Here is a 21,759-nt window from a genome sequence, read left to right as displayed (position 1 = left end):
AATCATAAACAGAATCAATGGCTTCAGTATATATTTCTTTGCCTAATTACTCAGCCTCGTCCTTGCGGGCAGCCTTCTTCTTAGGCTGGTCCTTCTGCTCAGCAGCAGCCTTGTCGTCAGCCTTCTCAGCCTTGCGCTCCTCGAGAGCCTCAGCGATAGCACCGCAAACTGCAGTAAGGATAGCATCTACAGAATCCTTAGCATCGTCGTTAGCTGGGATAACGTAATCAACATTCTTAGGATCAGAGTTGGTATCTACGATACCGAACACTGGAATACCAAGACGGTTAGCCTCCTTAACAGCGATATGCTCCTTCATTACGTCAACAACGAAGAGGGCTACTGGGAGACGAGCCATATCTGCGATAGAACCGAGGTTCTTCTCCAACTTAGCACGCTGGCGGCTTACCTGAAGCAACTCGCGCTTAGAGAGGTTAGAGAATGTACCATCGTTCAACAGACGATCGATGTTTGTCATTTTCTTAACTGCCTTACGGATTGTAGGGAAGTTGGTGAGCATACCACCAGCCCAACGCTCGTTTACGTATGGCATATTGATAGAAGCTGCCTTCTCAGCAACTACGTCCTTAGCTTGTTTTTTAGTAGCGACAAACAGGATCTTTCTACCTGTCTTGGCAATTGTCTTGAGAGCCTCAGCAGCCTCGTCGATCTTAGCGACAGTCTTGTTGAGGTCGATAATATGAATACCGTTACGCTCCATGAAGATGTAAGGAGCCATTGCTGGATTCCACTTGCGACGGAGGTGTCCGAAGTGGCAACCTGCCTGAAGTAACTGGTCAAAATTTGTTCTTGACATTGTTTTTTCTTTTTTAATTGTGTTTACTTTCTTTTTGAATCTAATGTTAGATCAGTCGATGAGTAGTCCCCGATTAATGGAATCTCACCGATTTAGATACTAAACTTTTTAGCTCAGCTATATATAATCTGTATATATATAATAAAATATGTATAAGATTAACGCTTGCTGAACTGGAAGCGACGACGAGCCTTTGGCTGACCTGGCTTCTTACGCTCAACAGCACGTGAGTCACGTGTCATGAAGCCTGCATCCTTCAAAGCCTTCTTATCGTTAGCGTCGATCTTAACGAGCGCGCGAGCGATAGCGAGGCGGAGAGCCTGGCTCTGACCGGTGAAACCACCACCGTCGAGGTTTGCCTTAATATCATACTTACCCTCAGCTTCGAGCAACTGCAATGGCTGCTTTACTACATAGCGAAGGATTGCTGATGGGAAATATGTCTCAATATCTTTCTTGTTGATTGTGATCTTACCGGTACCCTCTGTGAGGTATACACGAGCTACAGCGCTCTTACGGCGACCAATTGCATTAATTACTTCCATTCTACCTTAATTATTTATACTGGTTAATATCAATAGCCTTTGGCTGCTGTGCCTCGTGCTTGTGCTCTGTGCCATCGTAAATGAAGAGGTTGTCCATCAAAGAACGACCGAGAGGGCCCTTTGGCAACATACCCTTGATAGCGTGACGGAGGATCTTGTCCATTCCATCAGGACGCTTGCGCAACTCTGCTGGAGTGTTGAAGCGCTGACCACCTGGATAACCAGTGTAACGAGTGTAAACCTTATCAGTTTCCTTCTTACCAGTGAAAACTACCTTAGCGGCATTGATAATGATTACGTTGTCACCACAATCTACGTGTGGAGTGAAAGTTGGCTTGTACTTTCCGCGGAGCAATTTAGCAACCTTAGAGCAGAGACGACCTACAACCTGGTCGGTAGCGTCGATTACGACCCACTCTTTCTTAGCTGTTTCCTTGTTTACGGAAATAGTCTTGTAACTTAATGTGTCCATTTTAAAATTTAAATTTACTACTAAAAAACGTTTTTAATCTTTTTTACTCACTATTCAGACAGGTGATTCACTAACCACATACCCCGGCCACAGGGCATGCTATTAACACACCATATCTTGGGGACTCTAAGCGTATCCCCGAAATAATCGGACTGCAAAATTACACATTTTTATTTGATTATGTGTAGGTTACGAGTTTTAACCCCAAACTTTTATAAATATTTAACTTAGTTTACGCTTTTCTGCTCAGGATAAGCAAAAAAAGAGTGCATTGTTAACGGCAATGCACTCTTTTTTATTATATCAATTCCTTATCCAGGAAATATTATCTGATGAACAGCAGTTCACGATACTTTGGCAATGTCCAAAGTTCATCAGCTACGAGAAGCTCGAGCTTGTCTATCTGATAGCGGATTTCCTCCATCTTTGGAGCTACCGTGTCGTGATATGCTACTGCCTTCTCGCGCTCACTCTCTATCTTGTTGGCTACCTTGCGGGCATCTACCAATGCCTCTACACCACGCTCTATTGCCTCGGTGCGCTCGGCTATCTCACGGATAATCTTCACGTTGCGAGCAGTCAGTTTCTTGCCTTCCTCGCCACCGAAGATGTGAATCATACCCTCTACGTTCTTTGCCAGACGGCTCTGATAGTGGGTTGCCACAGGGATGATGTGGTTCATGCTCAGGTCGCCCATCACACGAGCCTCAATTTGAATCTTCTTGGTATAGGTCTCCCACTTCACCTCGTTGCGCGCCTTCAACTCGCTCTCGCTCATCACGTTGGTCTTGGCAAACATCTCGATGCTTTCCTTGTCCAGATAACGGTCGAAGACTACCGGGCAGGATGCCTCACAGTCCAAGCCACGCTTCTGAGCCTCTTCCTTCCACTCATCTGAATAGCCGTTGCCATCAAAGCGGATTGGCTTGCAGGTCTTGATATCCTCGCGTACAATATCTATAATAGCCGATGTCTGGTCCTCGCCCATTGCTATCAAGGCATCTACACGAGCCTTGAAGTCTTCGAGAGCCTCAGCTACGGCAGCATTCAGTACGATGAGAGATGACGCACAGTTGGCCTCTGAACCTACGGCACGGAACTCGAAACGGTTTCCGGTGAAGGCGAATGGAGAGGTACGGTTGCGGTCGGTGTTATCGATCATCAGCTCCGGAATCTCAGGGATATCCAGCTCCATACCCTTCTTGCCAGCCAGGGCGAAGAGTTCTTCCTTGTCTGCCTTCTCGATATGGTCGAGCAGGTCGGTGAGCTGCTTTCCGAGGAATGAAGAGATGATGGCTGGTGGTGCCTCGTTGGCTCCCAAACGGTGCGCATTGGTAGCGCTCATGATAGAAGCCTTCAGCAGTCCATTGTGCTTGTAAACGCCCATCAGGGTCTCTACGATGAAGACTACGAAGCGGAGGTTGTCCTCCGGTGTCTTGCCTGCTGCATGGAGCAGTACGCCGGTATCGGTGCAGAGACTCCAGTTGTTGTGCTTGCCCGAACCATTCACACCGGCGAATGGCTTCTCGTGAAGGAGCACACGGAAACCGTGCTTGTGAGCCACACGCTTCATCAGACTCATCAGGAGCATATTATGGTCTACGGCAAGATTGCACTCCTCATAGATAGGTGCCAGCTCAAACTGGTTAGGAGCCACCTCGTTATGGCGGGTCTTGCAAGGGATGCCGAGTTCGAGTGCCTGGATTTCAAGATCCTTCATGAAAGCCTGCACACGCTCAGGGATTGTTCCGAAATAGTGGTCGTCCATCTGCTGGTTCTTCGCAGAGTCGTGTCCCATCAGGGTGCGGCCTGTAAGCATCAGGTCAGGGCGAGCCGAATAGAGACTCTCATCTACCAGGAAGTACTCCTGCTCCCATCCGAGATTGGTCTGCACCTTCTTCACCTGAGGGTAAAAATAGTGGCACACCTCGGTAGCCGCCTCACTCAGCGTATGGAGCGAGCGGAGCAATGGAGCCTTGTAGTCCAAAGCCTCACCGGTATAAGATATAAAGATGGTAGGGATACAGAGGGTATCGTCGATGATGAACACAGGCGATGTAGGATCCCATGCAGAATAGCCACGAGCCTCGAAGGTGTTGCGGATACCGCCGTTAGGGAATGAGCTGGCATCAGGTTCCTGCTGGACAAGCAATTTGCCAGAGAATTCCTCAATCATACCACCCTTTCCGTCATGCTCCACGAAGGCATCATGCTTCTCGGCAGTACCTTCTGTCAATGGCTGGAACCAGTGAGTATAATGTGTTACCCCGTTTTCCTCAGCCCAGAGCTTCATGCCGGCAGCCACGGCATCAGCGATGGAACGGTCCAGACGAGTACCGTTGTCTATCACATCGATGAGTTTCTCATACACATCAGATGGCAGATACTTGTACATCTTCTGGCGGTTGAATACATACTTGGCGAAGTACTCCGAAGGGCGCACCTTGGGAGCCTCTACCTCTACAGGTCTTTTCTTAAAGGCCTCGGCTACAACCTCAAATCTCAAATTAGCCATTCTTTCTTTTATTATTAATTATAAGTTTGCGGGTGCAAAGTTACGAAAAAATGAGCAAATTGCTAGCGTTTGAGCGTATTTTTTATGCAAAATTCAAACTTTTCTTATACATAAAGTGCCTTTTTCCTACATGGCGACGTAATCTTTCCTACGTCCTGACACAGAAACTCCTGCGTCGCCATGTAATTTCAAGGGCATTAGAAGAGAAAAAATCCCTTGCAACCACTAGAGTCGCAAGGGATTCACATTATCCACTTATCTATTTGTACCTTAAGGATTTATTGAAGATTGGAGGTCGGCAATTAGAAACGGTATACAACAAAGCTGTTTGGCTTCATCTTCACGTTCAATACATTGCCCTGAACCTGTGCATCTGATACTACAGGAACAACCACATTTTTATTGTCTATCTTGTTTTCTGCCTGAATATCGTCGGCATGGAGAACGGTTACCTTACCTGGGTTCAACTTCTTGATACCATTAAAGGTGACGTTGATTTCCTTTGTCTCGTTAGAGGTGTTGGCAATCTTTACGATGTAGCTCTTGGTAGCCTTGTCGAAGCAAGCGGTGGCATAGAGACCATTCTCACCTGCTACAGCCTTGCCGTTCTCGGTAAGTTTCAACACATTGGTACCCTTGTTCTCGCCGTAGAGCTGCTGAACATAGTAGTTGGCAGAACGGACAGAGCTGAGGTTATCGAACCAGATGAGGTCCGGACGCCACTGCCATCCCTCTACATGAGCGAAGAGAGGTGCATAGGTAGCCTGATAAACCACATCGGCATTACGCTCCAAACCGGTCATGAAAGCTGCCTCAGAAAGGGCTGCCTCCCAAGAGTTTGGATCATTCTCGGCATGAGCAGCATACTCACCGGCAAAGACCTTAGGACCCTTGCGGTCGTACTTGTCGTAACGGCTGGCATTGCTGCGGAACCATTCCGGACTCTTGTAGTAGTGCTCATCCACCATGTCTACGCCCAACTTGCGCATCTGCTCCCAACCGTAGTCGAAGTCCTTGCCATCAGCAGATGGACCTGATGAACCGCAGATCTTGATCTTTGGATACTTGGCATGAATCTGCTCCATGAACTTCTGCAGACGCTCAGGATACATAGGACCCCACTGCTCGTTACCGATACCAATCTGCTTCAGATTGAATGGTGCCGGATGACCCATATCGGCACGGAGCTTACCCCACTTAGAGGTGACAGGACCATTGGCAAACTCGATGAGGTCGAGTGCATCGTCGATATAGCTCTGGAGATCCTTGACTGCTACATGCGCATTAGGATCCTTATCATCGTTCTGATACTGGCAAGCCAGACCTACAGAGAGAATAGGCAATGGCTCAGCACCAATCTTCTCTGAAAGGAGGAAATACTCATAGAAGCCCAAGCCCAATGACTGATAGTAGTTAGGGAAAAGGCGATGTGGGAAGGTATCTCTCCAGCGGTTCTCGTTTAGAGGACGGTTCTCAGGAGCACCCACAGAGTTCTTCCACTCATAACGGGTATCGAGGTCGGTTCCCTCGACGATACATCCGCCAGGGAAGCGGAAGATGCCTGGCTTCAAGTCAGCCAAATCCTGTACGAGGTCGGCACGGAGACCATTCCAGTTGTCCTCAGGGAAGAGAGAGATATGGTCGAGATCTACGCTCTCAGAACCCTTCTCCAGATATACTCGCATCAAACCCTTGGCATCGGTCTGAGGAGAAGTAAGGGTAGCAGTAAGCTTCTGCCATTTATTATTGGTGATGTTGATGACCTGCTTGGCAATCACATCATTCTTTGAATTGACGAGTTCTACGCGAATCTTGCCCTGCTTGCCATCGATGAGATGAAGACGGCCATATACGGTGAAATCGTACTTCATATCCTTCTTCAAGCCCATGCCGAAGAAGCCACGGTTCTCAAGACCAGTCTGCTTCTCACGTGCGCCTGCGCTCTCAAGTGTTACATAATGAGGATTGCGGTCGAAGGCAGGTTTTACGTCGCTGAGGGTTACATTTCCGAATGTATTCCATCCCATCAGGCGCTGTGGGAATTCGAAGGAGCGGTTCTCTACCATCTCTGCATAAAGACCACCATCGGCACCGAAGTTGATATCCTCGAAGAAGATACCATACATGGTAGGCTGGATTTCTGCTCCAGGCTTGTTAGCCTGAACAGTAAACTGATGCTGTGCGAAAGCTCCGAGTGAAGACATCGCCAGCAATGCTGCTGCGAAAAATTTTGCTTTTCTCATATTGTTCGTTATTGTTTTATTTTTAGGCTGTACCTACACTTTTCCGTGATAGGTGGTGCAAAGATAAAAAAATCCACCCCGAATGAGGTGGATTTTCTGTTTAAATATATTGGATTTTCGTATAAATCCCTGCTTTTCTACTATTTATCTAATGGAATGAGCACGAAAGTGAAGTTCTTATCGCCATAATGGAGGCGATATTTCTCCAAAGGCCATGCCCCCCAAGAGTTCTCACCAGCCACACCAGAATGCTCTGCATCGAGGAAGAGATTGGTGAATCTTGACTTCTTCAGATTGAAACTGTGGCGCTGATCCTTGTCATCACCATCATCCAGTTCTTCGGTGTCGAAGTGGATGGCAGAAGCATAGAATGGCTTGCAGCTCTTCACCTTGAATCCGAAGCCGGAAGCATCGGTCTGGTTCCACCAGCGCATATCGCCCTTGGTTCCACTCTCCTGTGGACGAATGTATGGGAAGTACTGGTTGTCGGCATCATCGCTGTAGATTCCGATGCGCATGCAGTCCTCACGGTCAGAATAGTTCTCGATAGGACCACGGCCGTAATACTGGCTCTTGTCCATATCGTATGGCAACTGCATCAGCATACCGAAACGGAACAGATCGCTGACCTTGGCATCATCAGAAGCATCAAACTCCTGGCTTACCTTCATCGCACCGGTGTTTGGCATGATGAGATAATCGATTTCCAGCTCACCCTTCACCTCTGGCATCTCATAGGTTGCACAGATATTGATGGTATTTGCCTTCTTGTCCTTTTCAACAGCTACACCCTTCAGGTTCATGACAGGGTTCTTCCAAACCTGGAACTTCTTCTGCAGGCCGGCACCGAAATCATTATCGGTAGGAGCACGCCAGAAGTTTGGCTTCAGGGTACCGCCCTCGCCGAGGAGCGACTTGCCACGATAGGTATATTCAGAGATGAGACCTGTGGTACGGTTCACCTTCACGGTCAAATTAGGAGTAGTAACGGTGATATCCTGCTCGCCCTTCTTGTCGATGAGCTTAGCCTTCACCTTCTTGCCGTCCTGAGCCTTAGCCATGTTGTCTGCACAATGACCGCAGCACTTCTTCTCCTTCACTGCCAGCTGGGCATAAGCCACAATCTGACCAGCCTCCATCAGAGGTTCAGCCTTCTTCAGACGGAAATCGATGTTGAGGAACACCTCCTTGCCCTTTACCTTAGAAAGGTCGTAAGGGATGGTGAAGTTCTTGGTTTGCTGGGCAGCTACATCGATATCAGCGATGGTACCGTTCTGAGTCTCCACGCCATCCTCAAAGAGGCTCCAAGCCAAGGCATAGTTGCTCAAATTGCGGAAGAAGTTCTCATTGTATACACTTACTTCGCCCTTCTCTGCATTCACCATCTTAGCCCAGATGTTCTGATACTGGTAGGCTACCTCGTAGGCATGAGGATTGAGCTGACGGTCAGGACCGATGATACCATTGCAGTTGAAGTTGTTGTCGCTAGGGTCGTAATTGTTGTAATCGCCACCGTAGCAATATTCTATCTTGCGGAGCTCTTCATTGCTCATCTTCTCAGGATTCTTGATGGTCATCGGCTTCAATACCTTGCGGTGCAAGCCCTGGTCAACGAAATCCCAGTCGAAACCACCCTGGAAGATAGGATACTTGCGTACCAGATCCCAGTATTCCTTCAGGTTACCACCCGAATTACCCATAGTATGGTTGTACTCGCACTGGATGAGCGGCATCGGACTGTTAGGGTCCTTCGCATACTTTTCACAAGCACTTACAGGATAGTACATAGGGCAGAAGATATCGGTACCCTCGCCTCTGCTTGCCTGCTCGTACTGAACCGGACGACTCTGGTCCTGGCTCTTGATCCACTTGTAAGCCTGCAGGAAGTTATCGCCCATCACAGTCTCATTACCCATACTCCAGGTTACGACACTAGGATGATTGAAGTACATGGAAACATTGTGCTGGTTGCGCTCCATAATCTGCTTGGCAAACATCGGCTTCTTGGCAGCAGCATCATCGCCATACTGGAAACCATGACTCTCCTGATTAGCCTCAGCTACCACATAGATACCATACTCATCGCAGAGCTCGTACCAGCGTGGATCATCAGGATAGTGGCAGGTACGGACAGCGTTGATATTCAGGCGCTTCATAATCTTGATGTCCTGAATCATGCGCTCCATGCTCAATACATAACCTCCATCAGGGTCAATCTCATGACGGTTGGCACCCTTGATGAGCACAGGCTGACCGTTGACAAGGAACTGCTTGTTCTTGATTTCCACCTTGCGGAAACCTACCTTGACAGGAGTCATGCTAGCCGCCTTCATAGCGTCCTTCTTCTGAGCACCCATCAGGGAAACCTGCAGGGTATATAAATAAGGTGTCTCGGCACTCCACTTCTGAGGATTAGCTACCTGCAGAGAAAAATTGGCAGTACCGTTCTTTGCCACGCCGGTAGTGGTTGCTACCTGCTTGCCGTCCTTATCGAAGAGGGTGAAGACGAGCTTACCGTTACCCTTTACCTTGGTAGAGATATTGAGCACACCATCCTTGTAGTTGTTTACAAGGTCAGGAGTAACACGGATATCCTCCAAATGCAACTGGGCATCGCGGGCAAAGAGATAGCTTTCACGAGCCACACCACTCAAGCGCCAGAAGTCCTGATCCTCATCCCAGGAACCATCACACCAGCGGAAGGTCTGGAAGGCAATCAGATTCTTGCCCTTCTTCAGATAAGGAGTGATGTCAAACTCGGCAGCTACCTTGCTATCCTCTGCATAACCGGCAAACTTGCCGTTTACATAGAGATAGATGTTGGAAGTAACGCTACCGAAATGAGCTACTACCTGCTTGCCATCCCAGTTGGCAGGGATGTCGATGATACGGCGGTAAGAGCCTACATGATTGTCCTTGGTAGGAACAGCTGGTGGCTGCTGGTCAAAATGTCCGCGCCATGCAAAACCATTATTTACATACTCCGGATCGCCGAATCCATTCATCTCCCAGTTGCCTGGAACATTCATGGTCTTCCATTTGGAGTCATCAAGATTTTCCTTGTAGAAATCGGTAGGACGCTGGTCTGCATTAGCCACCCAGTTGAACTTCCAGGTTCCGTCGAGCGAAAGGAAATACTTGCTCTCCGTCTTGTTCATGTGCAGGATATCCTTGCTCACGATTTTACCGTCTTTCTCTGAAACCCAGTCATCTGCCGGATAGGTGAAGAAATTGGTGTGCAACGGAAAACGATTGATGGCATTCACCTGAAGGTCGTGCCATTCTGTGTAAGTTGGCTGTTGGATGGTCGTCTTATTCAACGACTTAATGGCAGCCTTCGGTTTGGTTGCACCAAAGGTTGCCATTGCTAATCCTGCCAAACTCAATGTTACGAACAGTCTCTGTTTCATGTTTGTTAGTTATTTATACATTAGATTGAAATTACACCTTATTATATATAGGCTATTCTATACCTTATTATATATAGGCATATCCTGGAGCATCTTATATGCCTCCATGTTGCCGGTAGCCTCAGCTAAGCAACTGCAAATATATGAAAATTAAGTTAGAAACAAGCAGAACGACCGTATTTTTTATTGTTTTTTCAACACCGGAGCACCATTTTCCCAAGAAATAGGTACCCACAAGTGTCTGCTGTCACTCAAGTGTTTTGGGTTCCACATGTCTGCCATGAACACATAGTCAGCACCATGAAACATCTTCTTTTGTGCTGCAGTTTCCATCTTTAAAGGTAGCCATACCATCATAGAAAGGCATATAAATATATAAAACTTTTTCAATATCCGCTAAAAGAAAATGACAAAAAAGTTTGGTGTTTCCAAAAAAATGCATTACCTTTGCCATCATAAAATAAACAACGAAACGACATAAAAATTATGATGACAATCGAAGAATACAGAGCAGCCATCTTGCAGGCTTTGCTCGATACTAAGAACGAGGACGGCACTCCAGCCATTACTCCAAGGGAAGCACAGGAAGCACTCAACGGATTTACCGACGACGAGTTGCAAGACGGACTCCTATGGAATTCGCCCGAAGACGTGGCGTCAATTATCCTTGAGGGATAAATCACGGAAGTTATATTCAGCTACCAACAGATAAGAATAGGAGCAAAGACCCTTTTTGCGGGGCCTTTGCTCCTATTCCCATTTATACTTTCTGTTCTTTCCTTTAAAGACAGTCTTCAACAGCCCCGCAATACTTCATTTCTGTTGCAAAAGCAATAAAAAACTAAAGAATGCGACAAAAAACAAAAGAATGTGCAATTTTTCTTTCACAATTCAATTATTATTTGTAAATTTGCAGCCGCATAAACGGAAAGGGAACTTGCAAATCCCTCTTCAATCAGTTTAAAAAGATAATTTTACCGGTAAAAAAGATATATTAAATAATGAAGATAGAAAACGAAATCATCAGCTCGGTCATCGCAGCGGTGAAGGAGCTTTATGGTCAGGACGTGCCAGAGAAGATGGTAGCCCTGCAAAAGACCAAGAGTAATTTCGAAGGTAACCTTACCCTCGTCGTATTCCCATTCCTCAAGATGTCAAAGAAAAAGCCTGAGGATACAGCACAGGAAATCGGCGAATACCTGAAGAAAAACTGCGCTAATGTTATCGCAGACTTCAACGTGGTAAAGGGTTTCCTCAACCTTTCTATCGCTCCTGCCGCTTGGGTAGGACTCTTGAACACCATCAACGCTGACCCTAAGTTTGGCGAGAAGCCAGTTACAGAGAACAGCCCGCTCGTCATGATCGAGTACTCTTCTCCTAACACCAACAAGCCTCTCCACCTCGGTCACGTCCGCAACAACCTCCTCGGCTGGTCTCTGGCTCAGATTATGGAGGCTAACGGCAACAAGGTAATCAAGACAAACATCGTTAACGACCGTGGTATCCACATCTGCAAGTCTATGCTCGCCTGGCTCAAGTGGGGCAATGGCGAAACTCCTGAAACTTCCGGCAAGAAGGGCGACCACCTCATCGGCGACTACTATGTAGCTTTCGACAAGCACTATCGTGAGGAAATCGCCGAACTCAAGGCTCAGTATATGAAGGATGGCATGGACGAGGAAGCTGCCACAGAGAAAGCTAAGGTAGAGGCTCCGCTGATTAAGGAGGCTCACGAGATGCTCGTAAAGTGGGAAAACAACGACCCTGAGGTTCGTGCACTCTGGCAGAAGATGAACAGCTGGGTTTACGCTGGCTTCGATGAGACTTACAAGATGATGGGTGTAAGTTTCGACAAGATATATTATGAGTCAAATACTTACCTCGAGGGTAAGAAGAAGGTAGAAGAAGGATTGGAGAAGGGTCTCTTCTTCCGCAAGGATGATAACTCTGTTTGGGCTGACCTCACCAACGAGGGTCTCGACCAAAAGCTCCTGCTCCGTTCTGACGGTACTTCTGTTTATATGACTCAGGACATCGGTACTGCCGACCTCCGCTTCAAGGACTTCCCTATCGACAAGATGATCTACGTGGTAGGTAACGAGCAGAACTACCACTTCCAGGTGCTCTCTATCCTGCTCGACCGTCTCGGTTTCAAGTGGGGCAAGGACTTGGTTCACTTCTCTTACGGAATGGTAGAGTTGCCTAACGGTAAGATGAAGAGCCGCGAGGGAACCGTAGTAGATGCTGATGACCTGATGGCAGAGATGATCAAGGATGCTCGCCAGACAAGCGATGAGCTCGGCAAGTTCAAGGACATGAGCGAGGAAGAGCGCCAGGAGATTTCACGCATCGTGGGTCTCGGAGCGTTGAAGTACTTCATCCTCAAGGTAGATGCCCGCAAGAACATGCTCTTCAACCCAGAAGAGAGTATCGACTTCAACGGCAACACAGGTCCATTCATCCAGTATACCTACGCTCGTATCCGCAGCATCATGCGTAAGGCAGCTGCCGAGGGCATCGAGATTCCTGCAGAGTTGGGTGCAGATGCTCCTATCAACGAGAAGGAGATCGACCTCATCCAGAAGATGAACGACTTTGCTGCAGCTGTAGCCGATGCAGGCAACAACTACAACCCTGGCGGTATCGCTAACTACTGCTATGAGTTGACCAAGGAGTTCAACCAGTTCTATCACGACTACAGCATCCTGAATGCTGAGAGCGAGGCTGAGAAGATTACCCGTCTGGTTCTTGCAGCCAACGTGGCTAAGATTCTGAAGAACGGTATGTCTCTGCTCGGCATCGAGGTTCCAGAAAGAATGTAATATATACATAAGATATAATAACCTACAATTTAAAAATAAAAAAATATTGACTATTTGACATAATGAGCATGGCCCTGGAGCTCGACTCCAAGGCGCATGCTCATTTCAGTTTTAGCCAATCCTTTTTGTTTTCCAACCCCAAAAAGAAAAAAATATGAATAAAATGCCCGTAAATCCTCCTTCATGGAGAAACGATACCATTTTGCCTCTGCCCAACGAGGTAAGAGCCAACGCTTGGGCTGTGGATGCCGCCTGTTCCGGCAATCCCGGCCCGATGGAATACCAATGCATCGACCTTCAGACCGGTGCCCAGGTTTTCCACTATGGTCCTATCCACGGCACCAACAACATCGGCGAGTTTCTCGCCATCGTCCATGCCCTCGCCCTGATGCAGCAGAAGGGCATTACCGACAAGATAATTTATAGCGACAGCGTGAATGCCCAGCTATGGGTAAGCAAGAAACAATGCAAGACCAAACTGGAGCGCACTCCCCAGACCGAACAGCTCTACCAGATCATCGCCCGAGCCGAAAACTGGCTCCGCACCCACCCCATCAACATACCTATTATAAAATGGGAGACGAAGAAATGGGGCGAGATTCCAGCCGATTTCGGAAGAAAGGGATAAAAAGGACATTTTTATGTGCCTTTCCCGAAATAATACCCGCAAAAGCTTGCAATTTCAGATATTTTGTTTAATTTTGCAGCTATTATCGTATTAAACATACATAATCGCAAGAATGGAAATAGAAAAAGAAACAATATTATTAATGTCGAAAGGAGACAAGAAAGCATACGAAACGATGTTCCGCAGGTTCTATCCTAAGGTACACCGTTTTGTGGCCATGCTCTTGAAAAACGAAGATGATGCTGATGACGTCAGCCAGCTCATCTTCTTAAAGGTATGGAACAAACGCGAGAAGTTTGCCGATATCCAGGACTTCGATTCCTACCTCTTTATTTTGGCAAAATATACTGTCATCAACTATATTTCCTCCAAGCACATCATCCCAATAGATATTGACAGTCTGCCAGACAGATACGCCAACGAATCTTCGCCACATGACGATGTGGTGGCAAAGGATACCCAGCTGCTCATCGACATGGTGGTAGAAAGCATGCCGCAACAACGCCAGCAGATTTATCGCATGAGCCGCGAGCAGCATCTCAAGAACGAAGAGATAGCCCAGCGCCTGGGTATTCAGAAGAAAACGGTAGAAAATCATCTTAACCTAGCTCTTAAAGAAATTAAAAAAGCCTTATATTTGATGATTTTGTTACCTTGCCATTGGGTGTAACACCATTGAAACATGTCTTAAAAATAAATGAAGTTTTTATTATGGCAACAAAGATAAGGGATATCATAGATTATTATAGCGGGCACAATGTGCCGGATGAAATAAAAGAAAGAGTATTAGATAGGATTTCCAATACACAAGACGATAAAGAGGCGAACGAGGCATTTAGAGAATTATGGGACAAGGCTGATTCAGCCTATATGGAAGAAGAAGAAATTTCTGCTGCATACAACCGCCTCTTCGAAACAGAAGAAACAAGAGAAATAAAAAAGAAAAAATCGCTTCGAATCTTCAACTTTGCCAAACTGGCTGCCGTCTTCGTACCGCTGCTGATGCTGATTGTATTCGGCAAGCTCTACGTCCAGATGAACAACCAACTCAAGGATGTAAAACTGGCAACCATGCTCCAGGAGCATACCATCAACGAAGAGAGCAAAGTCATCGCCTTGGCAGACGGAACGAAAGTAAGACTCAGCCAGAGTTCCGTACTCCTCTATCCTTCCTCTTTCAAGGGAGCAGAAGAACGCAAGGTTTTCCTGTCGGGAGAGGCATTCTTCGACATCAGGCATGATGATGCCCAGCCGTTCCACGTCAGCACTCCTCATTTCGAGATTACCGACTTGGGCACCTCTTTTACGGTTTCATCTTATTCAAATACAGATGAAGTATCTGCCACACTCAAAACCGGCAAGATAGAACTCCGCATCATAGGTCAGGAAGACAAGGTCTACAGCATGAAACCTAACGACCAGTTAGTATATAATGTAAAGACCAAGGCTGTAAACCTCCGCAAGGTTTCGGCCGAAGAAGATGGTACAAGCTGGCGCAACAAGGAGATTGACCTGAACGATGTAACGCTGGCAGAAGCTGGTAAGATTCTGGGTAATGCATACGGAGTGAAATTCACCTTCCGTTCAAAGATTCACCAGAACACGAAGGTTACAGTTCATTTCAACCGTGGCGAAACCCTCTCGGGAGCCATGTTTGTCCTGAAGAACCTGGTTCCTGGTCTGGAATATGAAGTGAAGAAAGAGGAAGTAATCATCAGGTAGGCATATATTATAATAGGTAAACAAAAGGCGCATTATGTAAAAATGATGCGCCTTTTTTCATAAAAGAGTATCTCTGCACGGGATATGAAAACAGAAATAATAACATAAATGGGAAATATCATGATAAAGAATTTGATTTTTGATTTTGGAAAAGTACTCGTAGATTACGAATACTTTGAAACGCTTGACCAGATTTTCAAGACCCACGAACAGGCTGAAGAATTCTATCATCTCCTGATAGACGGCAAGTGGAATGAGAATATGGATCGCGGAGATTCTTTCGAAGAAACCTTCTGCAAGATGCAGCAGATTATGCCGCAATATAAGGAAGAAATAGCAACCGTAGCCCAGCGCTTTAACGAATTTGTAAGGGGCGAGAAGGAAGGAATGCGCACCTTACTAACCCAGTTGAAGGCAGAAGGCTACCACCTTTACGGACTTTCCAACTGGTGCACCAAGGTTCACGAAACGATGGCCCAATATCCCATCTTCCAACTTCTGGAAGGACAGGTGATTTCTTCAGAAGAGAAAATCATCAAACCCGACAGGGCAATTTACGAAAGAATCTGCCAGAAATACAATCTGAAACCGGAAGAATGCCTTTTTGCTGACGACAGAATAGAGAATGTAGAAGCCGCCCAGCGTTTCGGAATGCAGGCCATCTGCTTTGAGGATGCTGCGCAGTACGAGCGGGAATTGAGAAAAATCGTTATAAATAGTTAATAACCTTCCCAAAAGTTTCCATATATAGATTCTTTTGCTTATATTTGCACATGTTTTAAATATAAGACAGATAATGAAAGAAAGATTTAAAGTTCTGTTTTCAAAAGACGCTGACGACTTTTTGGAAAGTCTTTCACAAAAAGCAAAGGATAAGATATTGTCAAATATCCGAAAGGCTAAATATGTCTTAAATCCTAAACTCTTTAAAAAACTGGAAGGAACTGATATATGGGAATTCCGTACAAAATATGATGGAATCCAATATCGTTTGCTTGCTTTTTGGGACACTTCAACTAATTCATTAGTCGTAGCTACCCATGGGTTTATCAAGAAAGTGCAAAAAACGCCAAAGCAACAGATAAAGCGAGCAGAGGAAATCAGAGCATTATATTTTAAAATGAAAAGAAAGTGACTATGGAAGAAATGAAATTTTATAGTGAAGAAGAAATGCTAGATAAGCATGTTGGAAAGATTGGAACTCCTCATCGTGATCAATTTGAGGATGAAATCAACACATTCTTAATTGGTGAAGCTATTAAGGAGGCTCGTAAAAACAAAAAACTTACGCAAGAACAGTTAGGCAATCTTATCGGAGTAAAGAAGGGACAGATATCTAAGATTGAGAATGGCAAGAACCTTACACTCAATACTATTTCCCGAGTACTTCATGCTATGGGATTACAGGCTCATCTAAATATTCCGACAGTAGGACAATATGCAATTTAGATCCTACATTTAAGATACTCATTCGAAAGAAGACAAGGGCAGAAACTCCCAGTTCAGGAAATCATACTGAACTGGGAGTTTCTGCCCTTTACCTTGCTTTTCTTTCGGCAACCATTAGTTCTGGATATGTGATGCTTTGCAAGAAAAAAGTCAATCATATATTATAGGTGAGAAAATAAAAAAGAAAAACACAATTGTTTGCGAACACAAGATATTTTTTTCAGAAAAACTTCATTTTAACAGTTTTGTAATTGGGTGTAACTCTCTTTTCCGTTGTCTTCAAGACGTAACAAGCAAATTATTATTAACTTAAAAAGATAAAGTATGAATCTTAAAAGAATCTCTGCGTCATGCTTCTGTTTGCTCCTGGCAGGCCAGATGACCCTTTCGGCTCAGAACGTCAGCTTCAGCTCAAACAAGGTAACGCTTAAGTCAGCTTTTGAGAAGATTGAAAAGGAATCTAAGTACAAGATTGCCTACAACTCCTCACAGTTGAATGCTAACCGTTCGGTTACATTAACCAAGAAAAGTGATGATGTCTTTGGTATGTTGAACCAATTGCTCAAAGGTACTAATTTTACCTATGAGATGGAAGGCAACTACATCGTCATCAAGCCTCAGCAAAAAGCTAAATCGCAGGCTCATGGCAAGAAAATCAAGGTACGTGGTGTAGTGAAAGACGAAACTGGCGAGCCAGTTATCGGCGCTACCGTCATGGAGAAGGGTACCACCACCAATGGTGTTGTAACCGATTTTGACGGCAACTATACCATCGAGATTCCTGCCGACGGTATGTTGGCAGTATCATACATTGGCTGCAAGGACCAGGACATCAAGGTGAATGGTCGCGAAGTAATCAATGTAAACCTGGCAGATGATAATAAGGTATTGGAAGAAGTTGTGGTTGTAGGTTATGGCGTGCAGAAGAAGCGCGACGTATCTACTGCTGTGTCTTCTGTCAAGGCAGAGGCTCTTGCCAACAATCCTTCTACCGACTTCCGTCAGGCCTTGGCAGGTAAGATGCCTGGTGTACAGGTAACTGTACCTAGCGGAGACCCAGAGGGTAGCGTAAGCATTCGCGTTCGTGGTGTAAGTACCGTCAACGCCGGTAGCGACCCTCTCTATGTAGTAGATGGTGTTCCTATGGAGCGTGGTTTTGCCAACCTGAACACCAACGATATTGAGTCTGTTGAAGTTTTGAAGGATGCTTCTGCAGCAGCTATCTATGGTAGCCGTGGTTCTAATGGTGTAGTTCTCGTTACAACCAAGAAGGGTACCTCTGACAAGCTCTCTGTTTCTTACGATGGTTACGTAGGTGTACAGAACGTATCAAAGAAACTCGATATGATGAACGCTTACGAATATGCAGAATTCGTAAAGGATGCACGTAACAACGCATATCTTTCTAAAGTTCCTGGTGCATCTGCAAGTGACCCTAACAGCGTACGCCCTAAAGGTTACATGCAGATTGCAACCGATTTGTTCCCATATCTGGAGGGTGTTAAGGGCTTGACAGATACAGACTGGCAGGATGCTATCTTCCGCACAGCGATGACTACCGGACACAACATTTCACTTTCAGGTAAGTCTAACAGCGTCAACTATTTCGTATCAGGCAACTATATGAAGAAGGAAGGTACTATTATCGGTTCTGACTTCGAGAAGTTTGGTGCCCGCATGAATCTCTCAGGTCAGCACAAGCGCTTGAAGTTCGGTGTTAACTTCGCTCCTTCTTATTCTGTTTCTAATACAGTAGATGCATCTGGTGCAGGTGGTATCGTTCAATCTGCTTTGATGATGCCTCCAACCTTCCCTGTATACAACGCAGACGGTTCATATAACTTCCAGGGTAATGGATATTGGCGAATTGGTACAGACTATGAGCACAACGAGGTGATGAACCCTGTTGCGATGGCTCGCTTGCAGTCTAATGTTACCGACCGCATGTCTATTACAGGTAAGGCTTATGCAGAATTGGAACTGATGAAGGGACTTTCCTACAAGTTGTCTTTGGGTGGTGATTATTATGGTGCTCATAATGATAAATATCGCCAGTCAGGTTTGCCTTTGAAGGGAAAGGACTACTATGATTCTCCTTCAAACCCAACAGGTTACAGCTCTTCCAGTTTCTTCTTCAACTGGTTGGTTGAAAACCAGTTGACTTACACAACAACAATCAATAAGAAGCACAACATTACAGCCATACTTGTACAGTCTGCTCAGAAAGAAACCAAGAAGACCGACAACGTAACAGCAACCGATTACCCTAATGATTACATCCAGACCGTAAATGGCGGTACTGTAACCAAGGGTGGTTCTGACAAGACACAATGGTCTATTGCTTCTTACCTGGCTCGTGTTCAGTACAACTACGAAGGACGCTACATGCTTTCTGCAGCCATCCGTGCTGATGGATCTTCACGTTTCGGTAAGAACAACCGTTGGGGTTACTTCCCATCAGCCTCAGCAGCTTGGCGCATCAGCGACGAAAAGTTCTTCAAGAATATAAAGGAGTTGTCTTTCGTTAATGATATGAAGATTCGTGCCAGCTATGGTGTAACCGGTAACTTTGAGATTGGTAACTACGACCATTTGGCAACCATGTCAACAGACAATTACATCTTAGGTACCAATGGAGGTTTGTTGCATTATGGTTATAAACCAGACAACATCAAGCGCGACGACCTGAGCTGGGAGAAGAACCAGATGATCAACGCCGGTATCGACCTTCAGATGTTTGACGGCTACATTGGATTCTCTGTAGACTATTACAATACCAACACTTCAAACATGTTGCTTTATGTACCAGTACCTCTGTTGACAGGTTACAGCACCTCACTTCAGAATCTGGGTAAGGTAAACAACCGCGGTTGGGAATTAGCTTTGACATCACAGCATACATTTGCTAATGGCTTCGGCTATTCATTTAATGCCAACTATGCCAAGAATACCAATGAAGTGAAAGAGTTAGGTCCTGGTAATGCGCCTATCATTTCTTCGGGTAGTGTAGGACACGCATATTATATTACAGAGGTAGGAAAGCCTATCGGTAACTATTACCTCTTGGTACAGGACGGCATCTTTGCTACAGAAGAAGACTTGAAAAAGTATCCTCACTTCGACAACACAGAAGTAGGTGACTTCAGATTCGTTGATGTTGACGGAGACGGCAAGTTGGATTTGGATAAAGACCGTACAATCTGCGGCAACTACATGCCTAAGTTCACATACGGCTTCGGCGGTAAGCTCTGGTATGCAGGTTTCGATATGGACTTCAACTTCCAGGGTGTATATGGCAACAAGATTCTGAACTTGAACAAGCGCTACCTCGACAATATGGAGGGTAACACCAATGGTACCAAGATTGCTCTCGACCGTTGGAAGAGTCCTGAGAATCCAGGCAGCGGTTCGGTAAATAAGGCAAACCGTAAGCAGACAGGTTACAACAGCCGTACTTCTACCTGGCACTTGGAGAGCGGTTCATACCTCCGTCTCCAGAACCTGTCATTAGGTTATACTTTGCCTCGTGCACTTACTCAGAAGTTTAAGGTTGAGAAGATGAGAGTTTATGTTTCTGGACAGAACCTCTTCACTATTACCAACTACAGCGGCTACAACCCAGAGGTAAATGCCCGTCCTTCCAAGAACCTGACTCCAGGTGAGGACTATGGTACTTATCCTTTGGCAAGAACATATATGTTTGGTTTGAATCTCACATTATAAAGAATATAGCGACATGAAAAAGATATTAGTATTAGCATCATTGGCAACTCTGCTCATGACCTCTTGCGGAGACAGCTTCTTCGATTTGGAGCCAGCAAGCAGCGTAACCATTGACAAAGTATATAAGACTGCGAGCGATTATAATGTAGCAGTTATCGGCTGCTACGCAAAATTGCAGTCACAGGTGAATTTCTATACAGAATGCTGCGAGTATCGTAGTGACAATCTTTCTTTGGGCGCCCCAACAGCAGGTACCCAGGACCGTTACGATATCGACCATTTCACAGAGAAACCATCTAATGGAATCCTCAGTTCTTACTGGGCGAACTTCAACAACAACGTTTATCGTTGTAATCTCTTACTCGACCAGATTGATGGTGCAAACTTTGCAGAAAACCTGAAGAAGCAGTATAAGGGCGAAGCGATGTTTATCAGAGCTTTGAACTATTTTAACATGTACCGCATTTGGGGTGGCGTTCCTGCTACCAAGCATGTAGTAAGTGCTGCGGAGGCTCTGAAAGTTGCGAGATATTCTGATGAGCAGATGTTCGATTTGATTGCCGGAGATTTGAAGGAGATTGTTGACAACAACTATCTTCCAGAAACTTACTCTTCTGCAGATATGGGTAGAGCTACCTCTGGTGCTGCCAAGGCCTTGCTCGGTAAGGTATATCTTACTTTCCACAAATGGACTGAGGCTAAAGACATTCTTTCTCAGTTAATCGGAAAATATCAGTTGGTAAGCCCTATCGCCCAAGTCTTCGATGTGGATAACAAGAATAATAATGAGATTATCTTCGCTGTACATTTCAACAAGGAAATAGAGGGAGAAGGACATAGTTACTGGTACAATCTCACCAACGCATCTGATGATACCAACCAGACAAGTTCTCTGCTCAACACATTCCCTACAGGTGATGATCGCAAAGACCTCATAACATACGTACAGGTTGAGAAAAACGTTCGTTTGATGAATAAATTCTATGATACAAAGAGCCCTACCTTCAAGACTGTAGGTAATGATCAGATCCTTCTTCGCTACGCAGATGTTCTTCTGATGTATGCAGAAGCGCTCAACGAGATTCAGTATGATGCATCTGAGGGTTCACTTGCCCTGAAGTATCTCAACGCCGTAAGACAGAGAGCTGGCATTTCTAATCTGACTGTAAAACAGTTGCCTACACAGGAGAAGTTCCGCAAGGGCATCTTGGTTGAACGCCAGAGAGAATTCCCTTATGAGGGCCAGCGCTGGTTCGACTTGGTAAGAATGGGATTTGCAAAGAGCGTGATGGCTGAGAATGGTGTTGAAATCAAGGATTATCAATTACTCTTCCCTATTCCTCAGCAGGAGATTGAAAAGGTAGGCGACAAGTCTATCCTCTGGCAGAACCCTGGATATGACAACAATTAATA

Annotated in this window: 16 protein-coding genes; 10 read left to right on the top strand and 6 right to left on the bottom strand. The window is 45.7% G+C overall.

What is annotated here, in order from left to right; translation table 11 throughout:
* Window positions 1-46 precede the first annotated feature (46 nt).
* From rpsB to NNC77_RS11970, 6 genes are all read right to left on the bottom strand, one after another.
* Window positions 47-817 carry a 30S ribosomal protein S2 gene (rpsB, locus tag NNC77_RS11995; RefSeq protein ID WP_022120437.1) on the bottom strand — a complete coding sequence of 257 codons (771 nt, stop codon included), beginning with the start codon at window positions 815-817 and terminating at the stop codon, window positions 47-49.
* 158 nt (window positions 818-975) lie between these two features.
* A complete protein-coding gene (gene rpsI, locus NNC77_RS11990) occupies window positions 976-1,362 on the bottom strand; it encodes a 30S ribosomal protein S9 (RefSeq protein ID WP_006848006.1) in 387 nt (128 codons plus the stop codon).
* A 10-nt stretch (window positions 1,363-1,372) separates the two neighbouring features.
* The gene (rplM, locus tag NNC77_RS11985; RefSeq protein WP_006848007.1) at window positions 1,373-1,834 is read right to left on the bottom strand and encodes a 50S ribosomal protein L13; all 462 of its coding nucleotides are present in this window, start codon (window positions 1,832-1,834) and stop codon (window positions 1,373-1,375) included.
* A 325-nt stretch (window positions 1,835-2,159) separates the two neighbouring features.
* Entirely contained in the window at window positions 2,160-4,349 is a 2,190-nt protein-coding gene (locus NNC77_RS11980) for a glutamine synthetase III family protein (RefSeq protein WP_254971120.1), read from the bottom strand.
* A gap of 302 nt (window positions 4,350-4,651) precedes the next feature.
* Window positions 4,652-6,592, bottom strand: coding sequence for an alpha-L-arabinofuranosidase C-terminal domain-containing protein (locus tag NNC77_RS11975; protein ID WP_254971122.1), 1,941 nt, complete (start codon window positions 6,590-6,592; stop codon window positions 4,652-4,654).
* A 140-nt stretch (window positions 6,593-6,732) separates the two neighbouring features.
* A complete protein-coding gene (locus tag NNC77_RS11970; RefSeq protein ID WP_254971124.1) occupies window positions 6,733-10,002 on the bottom strand; it encodes a glycoside hydrolase family 2 TIM barrel-domain containing protein in 3,270 nt (1,089 codons plus the stop codon).
* A gap of 486 nt (window positions 10,003-10,488) precedes the next feature.
* On the opposite strand from NNC77_RS11970, the gene NNC77_RS11965 reads away from it, so the two are divergent.
* From NNC77_RS11965 to NNC77_RS11920, 10 genes are all read left to right on the top strand, one after another.
* Window positions 10,489-10,680: a hypothetical protein gene (locus NNC77_RS11965; protein WP_118065154.1), complete on the top strand. Its 192-nt coding sequence runs from the start codon at window positions 10,489-10,491 to the stop codon at window positions 10,678-10,680.
* A gap of 323 nt (window positions 10,681-11,003) precedes the next feature.
* Window positions 11,004-12,824 (top strand): arginine--tRNA ligase, encoded by a 1,821-nt coding sequence (gene argS / locus NNC77_RS11960; RefSeq protein ID WP_254971125.1) that lies wholly within the window; start codon window positions 11,004-11,006, stop codon window positions 12,822-12,824.
* Window positions 12,825-12,978: 154 nt separating this feature from the next.
* Window positions 12,979-13,452 carry an RNase H family protein gene (locus tag NNC77_RS11955; protein WP_437183287.1) on the top strand — a complete coding sequence of 158 codons (474 nt, stop codon included), beginning with the start codon at window positions 12,979-12,981 and terminating at the stop codon, window positions 13,450-13,452.
* Window positions 13,453-13,564: 112 nt separating this feature from the next.
* The gene (locus tag NNC77_RS11950) at window positions 13,565-14,122 is read left to right on the top strand and encodes an RNA polymerase sigma-70 factor (RefSeq protein ID WP_217314086.1); all 558 of its coding nucleotides are present in this window, start codon (window positions 13,565-13,567) and stop codon (window positions 14,120-14,122) included.
* A gap of 41 nt (window positions 14,123-14,163) precedes the next feature.
* On the top strand, window positions 14,164-15,174 hold the full coding sequence (locus NNC77_RS11945; RefSeq protein ID WP_254971127.1) for a FecR family protein: 1,011 nt from the start codon (window positions 14,164-14,166) through the stop codon (window positions 15,172-15,174).
* 120 nt (window positions 15,175-15,294) lie between these two features.
* Window positions 15,295-15,897, top strand: a complete 603-nt coding sequence (locus NNC77_RS11940) for an HAD family hydrolase (RefSeq protein WP_117727340.1) — start codon at window positions 15,295-15,297, stop codon at window positions 15,895-15,897.
* Window positions 15,898-15,970: 73 nt separating this feature from the next.
* Window positions 15,971-16,309 (top strand): type II toxin-antitoxin system RelE/ParE family toxin, encoded by a 339-nt coding sequence (locus tag NNC77_RS11935; protein ID WP_117727341.1) that lies wholly within the window; start codon window positions 15,971-15,973, stop codon window positions 16,307-16,309.
* A 2-nt stretch (window positions 16,310-16,311) separates the two neighbouring features.
* Window positions 16,312-16,623, top strand: a complete 312-nt coding sequence (locus NNC77_RS11930) for a helix-turn-helix domain-containing protein (RefSeq protein ID WP_117727342.1) — start codon at window positions 16,312-16,314, stop codon at window positions 16,621-16,623.
* 324 nt (window positions 16,624-16,947) lie between these two features.
* Window positions 16,948-20,346, top strand: coding sequence for a TonB-dependent receptor (locus NNC77_RS11925; protein WP_437183288.1), 3,399 nt, complete (start codon window positions 16,948-16,950; stop codon window positions 20,344-20,346).
* A gap of 13 nt (window positions 20,347-20,359) precedes the next feature.
* Complete coding sequence (locus NNC77_RS11920; RefSeq protein ID WP_217314083.1) at window positions 20,360-21,757, top strand: RagB/SusD family nutrient uptake outer membrane protein; 1,398 nt, start codon at window positions 20,360-20,362, stop codon at window positions 21,755-21,757.
* Window positions 21,758-21,759: the final 2 nt, after the last annotated feature.

Source organism: Segatella copri, from assembly GCF_024330485.1.
Lineage (GTDB): Bacteria > Bacteroidota > Bacteroidia > Bacteroidales > Bacteroidaceae > Prevotella > Prevotella copri_L.
The sequence above is the reverse complement of the archived record's forward strand: the minus strand, read 5'-3'. Positions and strand labels throughout refer to the sequence as shown.

Excerpts from the sequence above, each read along its gene's own strand:
- NNC77_RS11955 (WP_437183287.1), top strand. The coding sequence starts at position 12,979 with ATGAATAAAATGCCCGTAAATCCTCCTTCATGGAGAAACGATACCATT.
- NNC77_RS11970 (WP_254971124.1), bottom strand. The coding sequence starts at position 10,002 with ATGAAACAGAGACTGTTCGTAACATTGAGTTTGGCAGGATTAGCAATG.
- rplM (WP_006848007.1), bottom strand. The coding sequence starts at position 1,834 with ATGGACACATTAAGTTACAAGACTATTTCCGTAAACAAGGAAACAGCT.
- NNC77_RS11950 (WP_217314086.1), top strand. The coding sequence starts at position 13,565 with ATGGAAATAGAAAAAGAAACAATATTATTAATGTCGAAAGGAGACAAG.
- NNC77_RS11965 (WP_118065154.1), top strand. The coding sequence starts at position 10,489 with ATGATGACAATCGAAGAATACAGAGCAGCCATCTTGCAGGCTTTGCTC.
- NNC77_RS11930 (WP_117727342.1), top strand. The coding sequence starts at position 16,312 with ATGGAAGAAATGAAATTTTATAGTGAAGAAGAAATGCTAGATAAGCAT.
- rpsB (WP_022120437.1), bottom strand. The coding sequence starts at position 817 with ATGTCAAGAACAAATTTTGACCAGTTACTTCAGGCAGGTTGCCACTTC.
- NNC77_RS11920 (WP_217314083.1), top strand. The coding sequence starts at position 20,360 with ATGAAAAAGATATTAGTATTAGCATCATTGGCAACTCTGCTCATGACC.
- rpsI (WP_006848006.1), bottom strand. The coding sequence starts at position 1,362 with ATGGAAGTAATTAATGCAATTGGTCGCCGTAAGAGCGCTGTAGCTCGT.
- NNC77_RS11940 (WP_117727340.1), top strand. The coding sequence starts at position 15,295 with ATGATAAAGAATTTGATTTTTGATTTTGGAAAAGTACTCGTAGATTAC.
- NNC77_RS11980 (WP_254971120.1), bottom strand. The coding sequence starts at position 4,349 with ATGGCTAATTTGAGATTTGAGGTTGTAGCCGAGGCCTTTAAGAAAAGA.
- NNC77_RS11975 (WP_254971122.1), bottom strand. The coding sequence starts at position 6,592 with ATGAGAAAAGCAAAATTTTTCGCAGCAGCATTGCTGGCGATGTCTTCA.
- NNC77_RS11935 (WP_117727341.1), top strand. The coding sequence starts at position 15,971 with ATGAAAGAAAGATTTAAAGTTCTGTTTTCAAAAGACGCTGACGACTTT.
- NNC77_RS11925 (WP_437183288.1), top strand. The coding sequence starts at position 16,948 with ATGAATCTTAAAAGAATCTCTGCGTCATGCTTCTGTTTGCTCCTGGCA.
- NNC77_RS11945 (WP_254971127.1), top strand. The coding sequence starts at position 14,164 with ATGGCAACAAAGATAAGGGATATCATAGATTATTATAGCGGGCACAAT.
- argS (WP_254971125.1), top strand. The coding sequence starts at position 11,004 with ATGAAGATAGAAAACGAAATCATCAGCTCGGTCATCGCAGCGGTGAAG.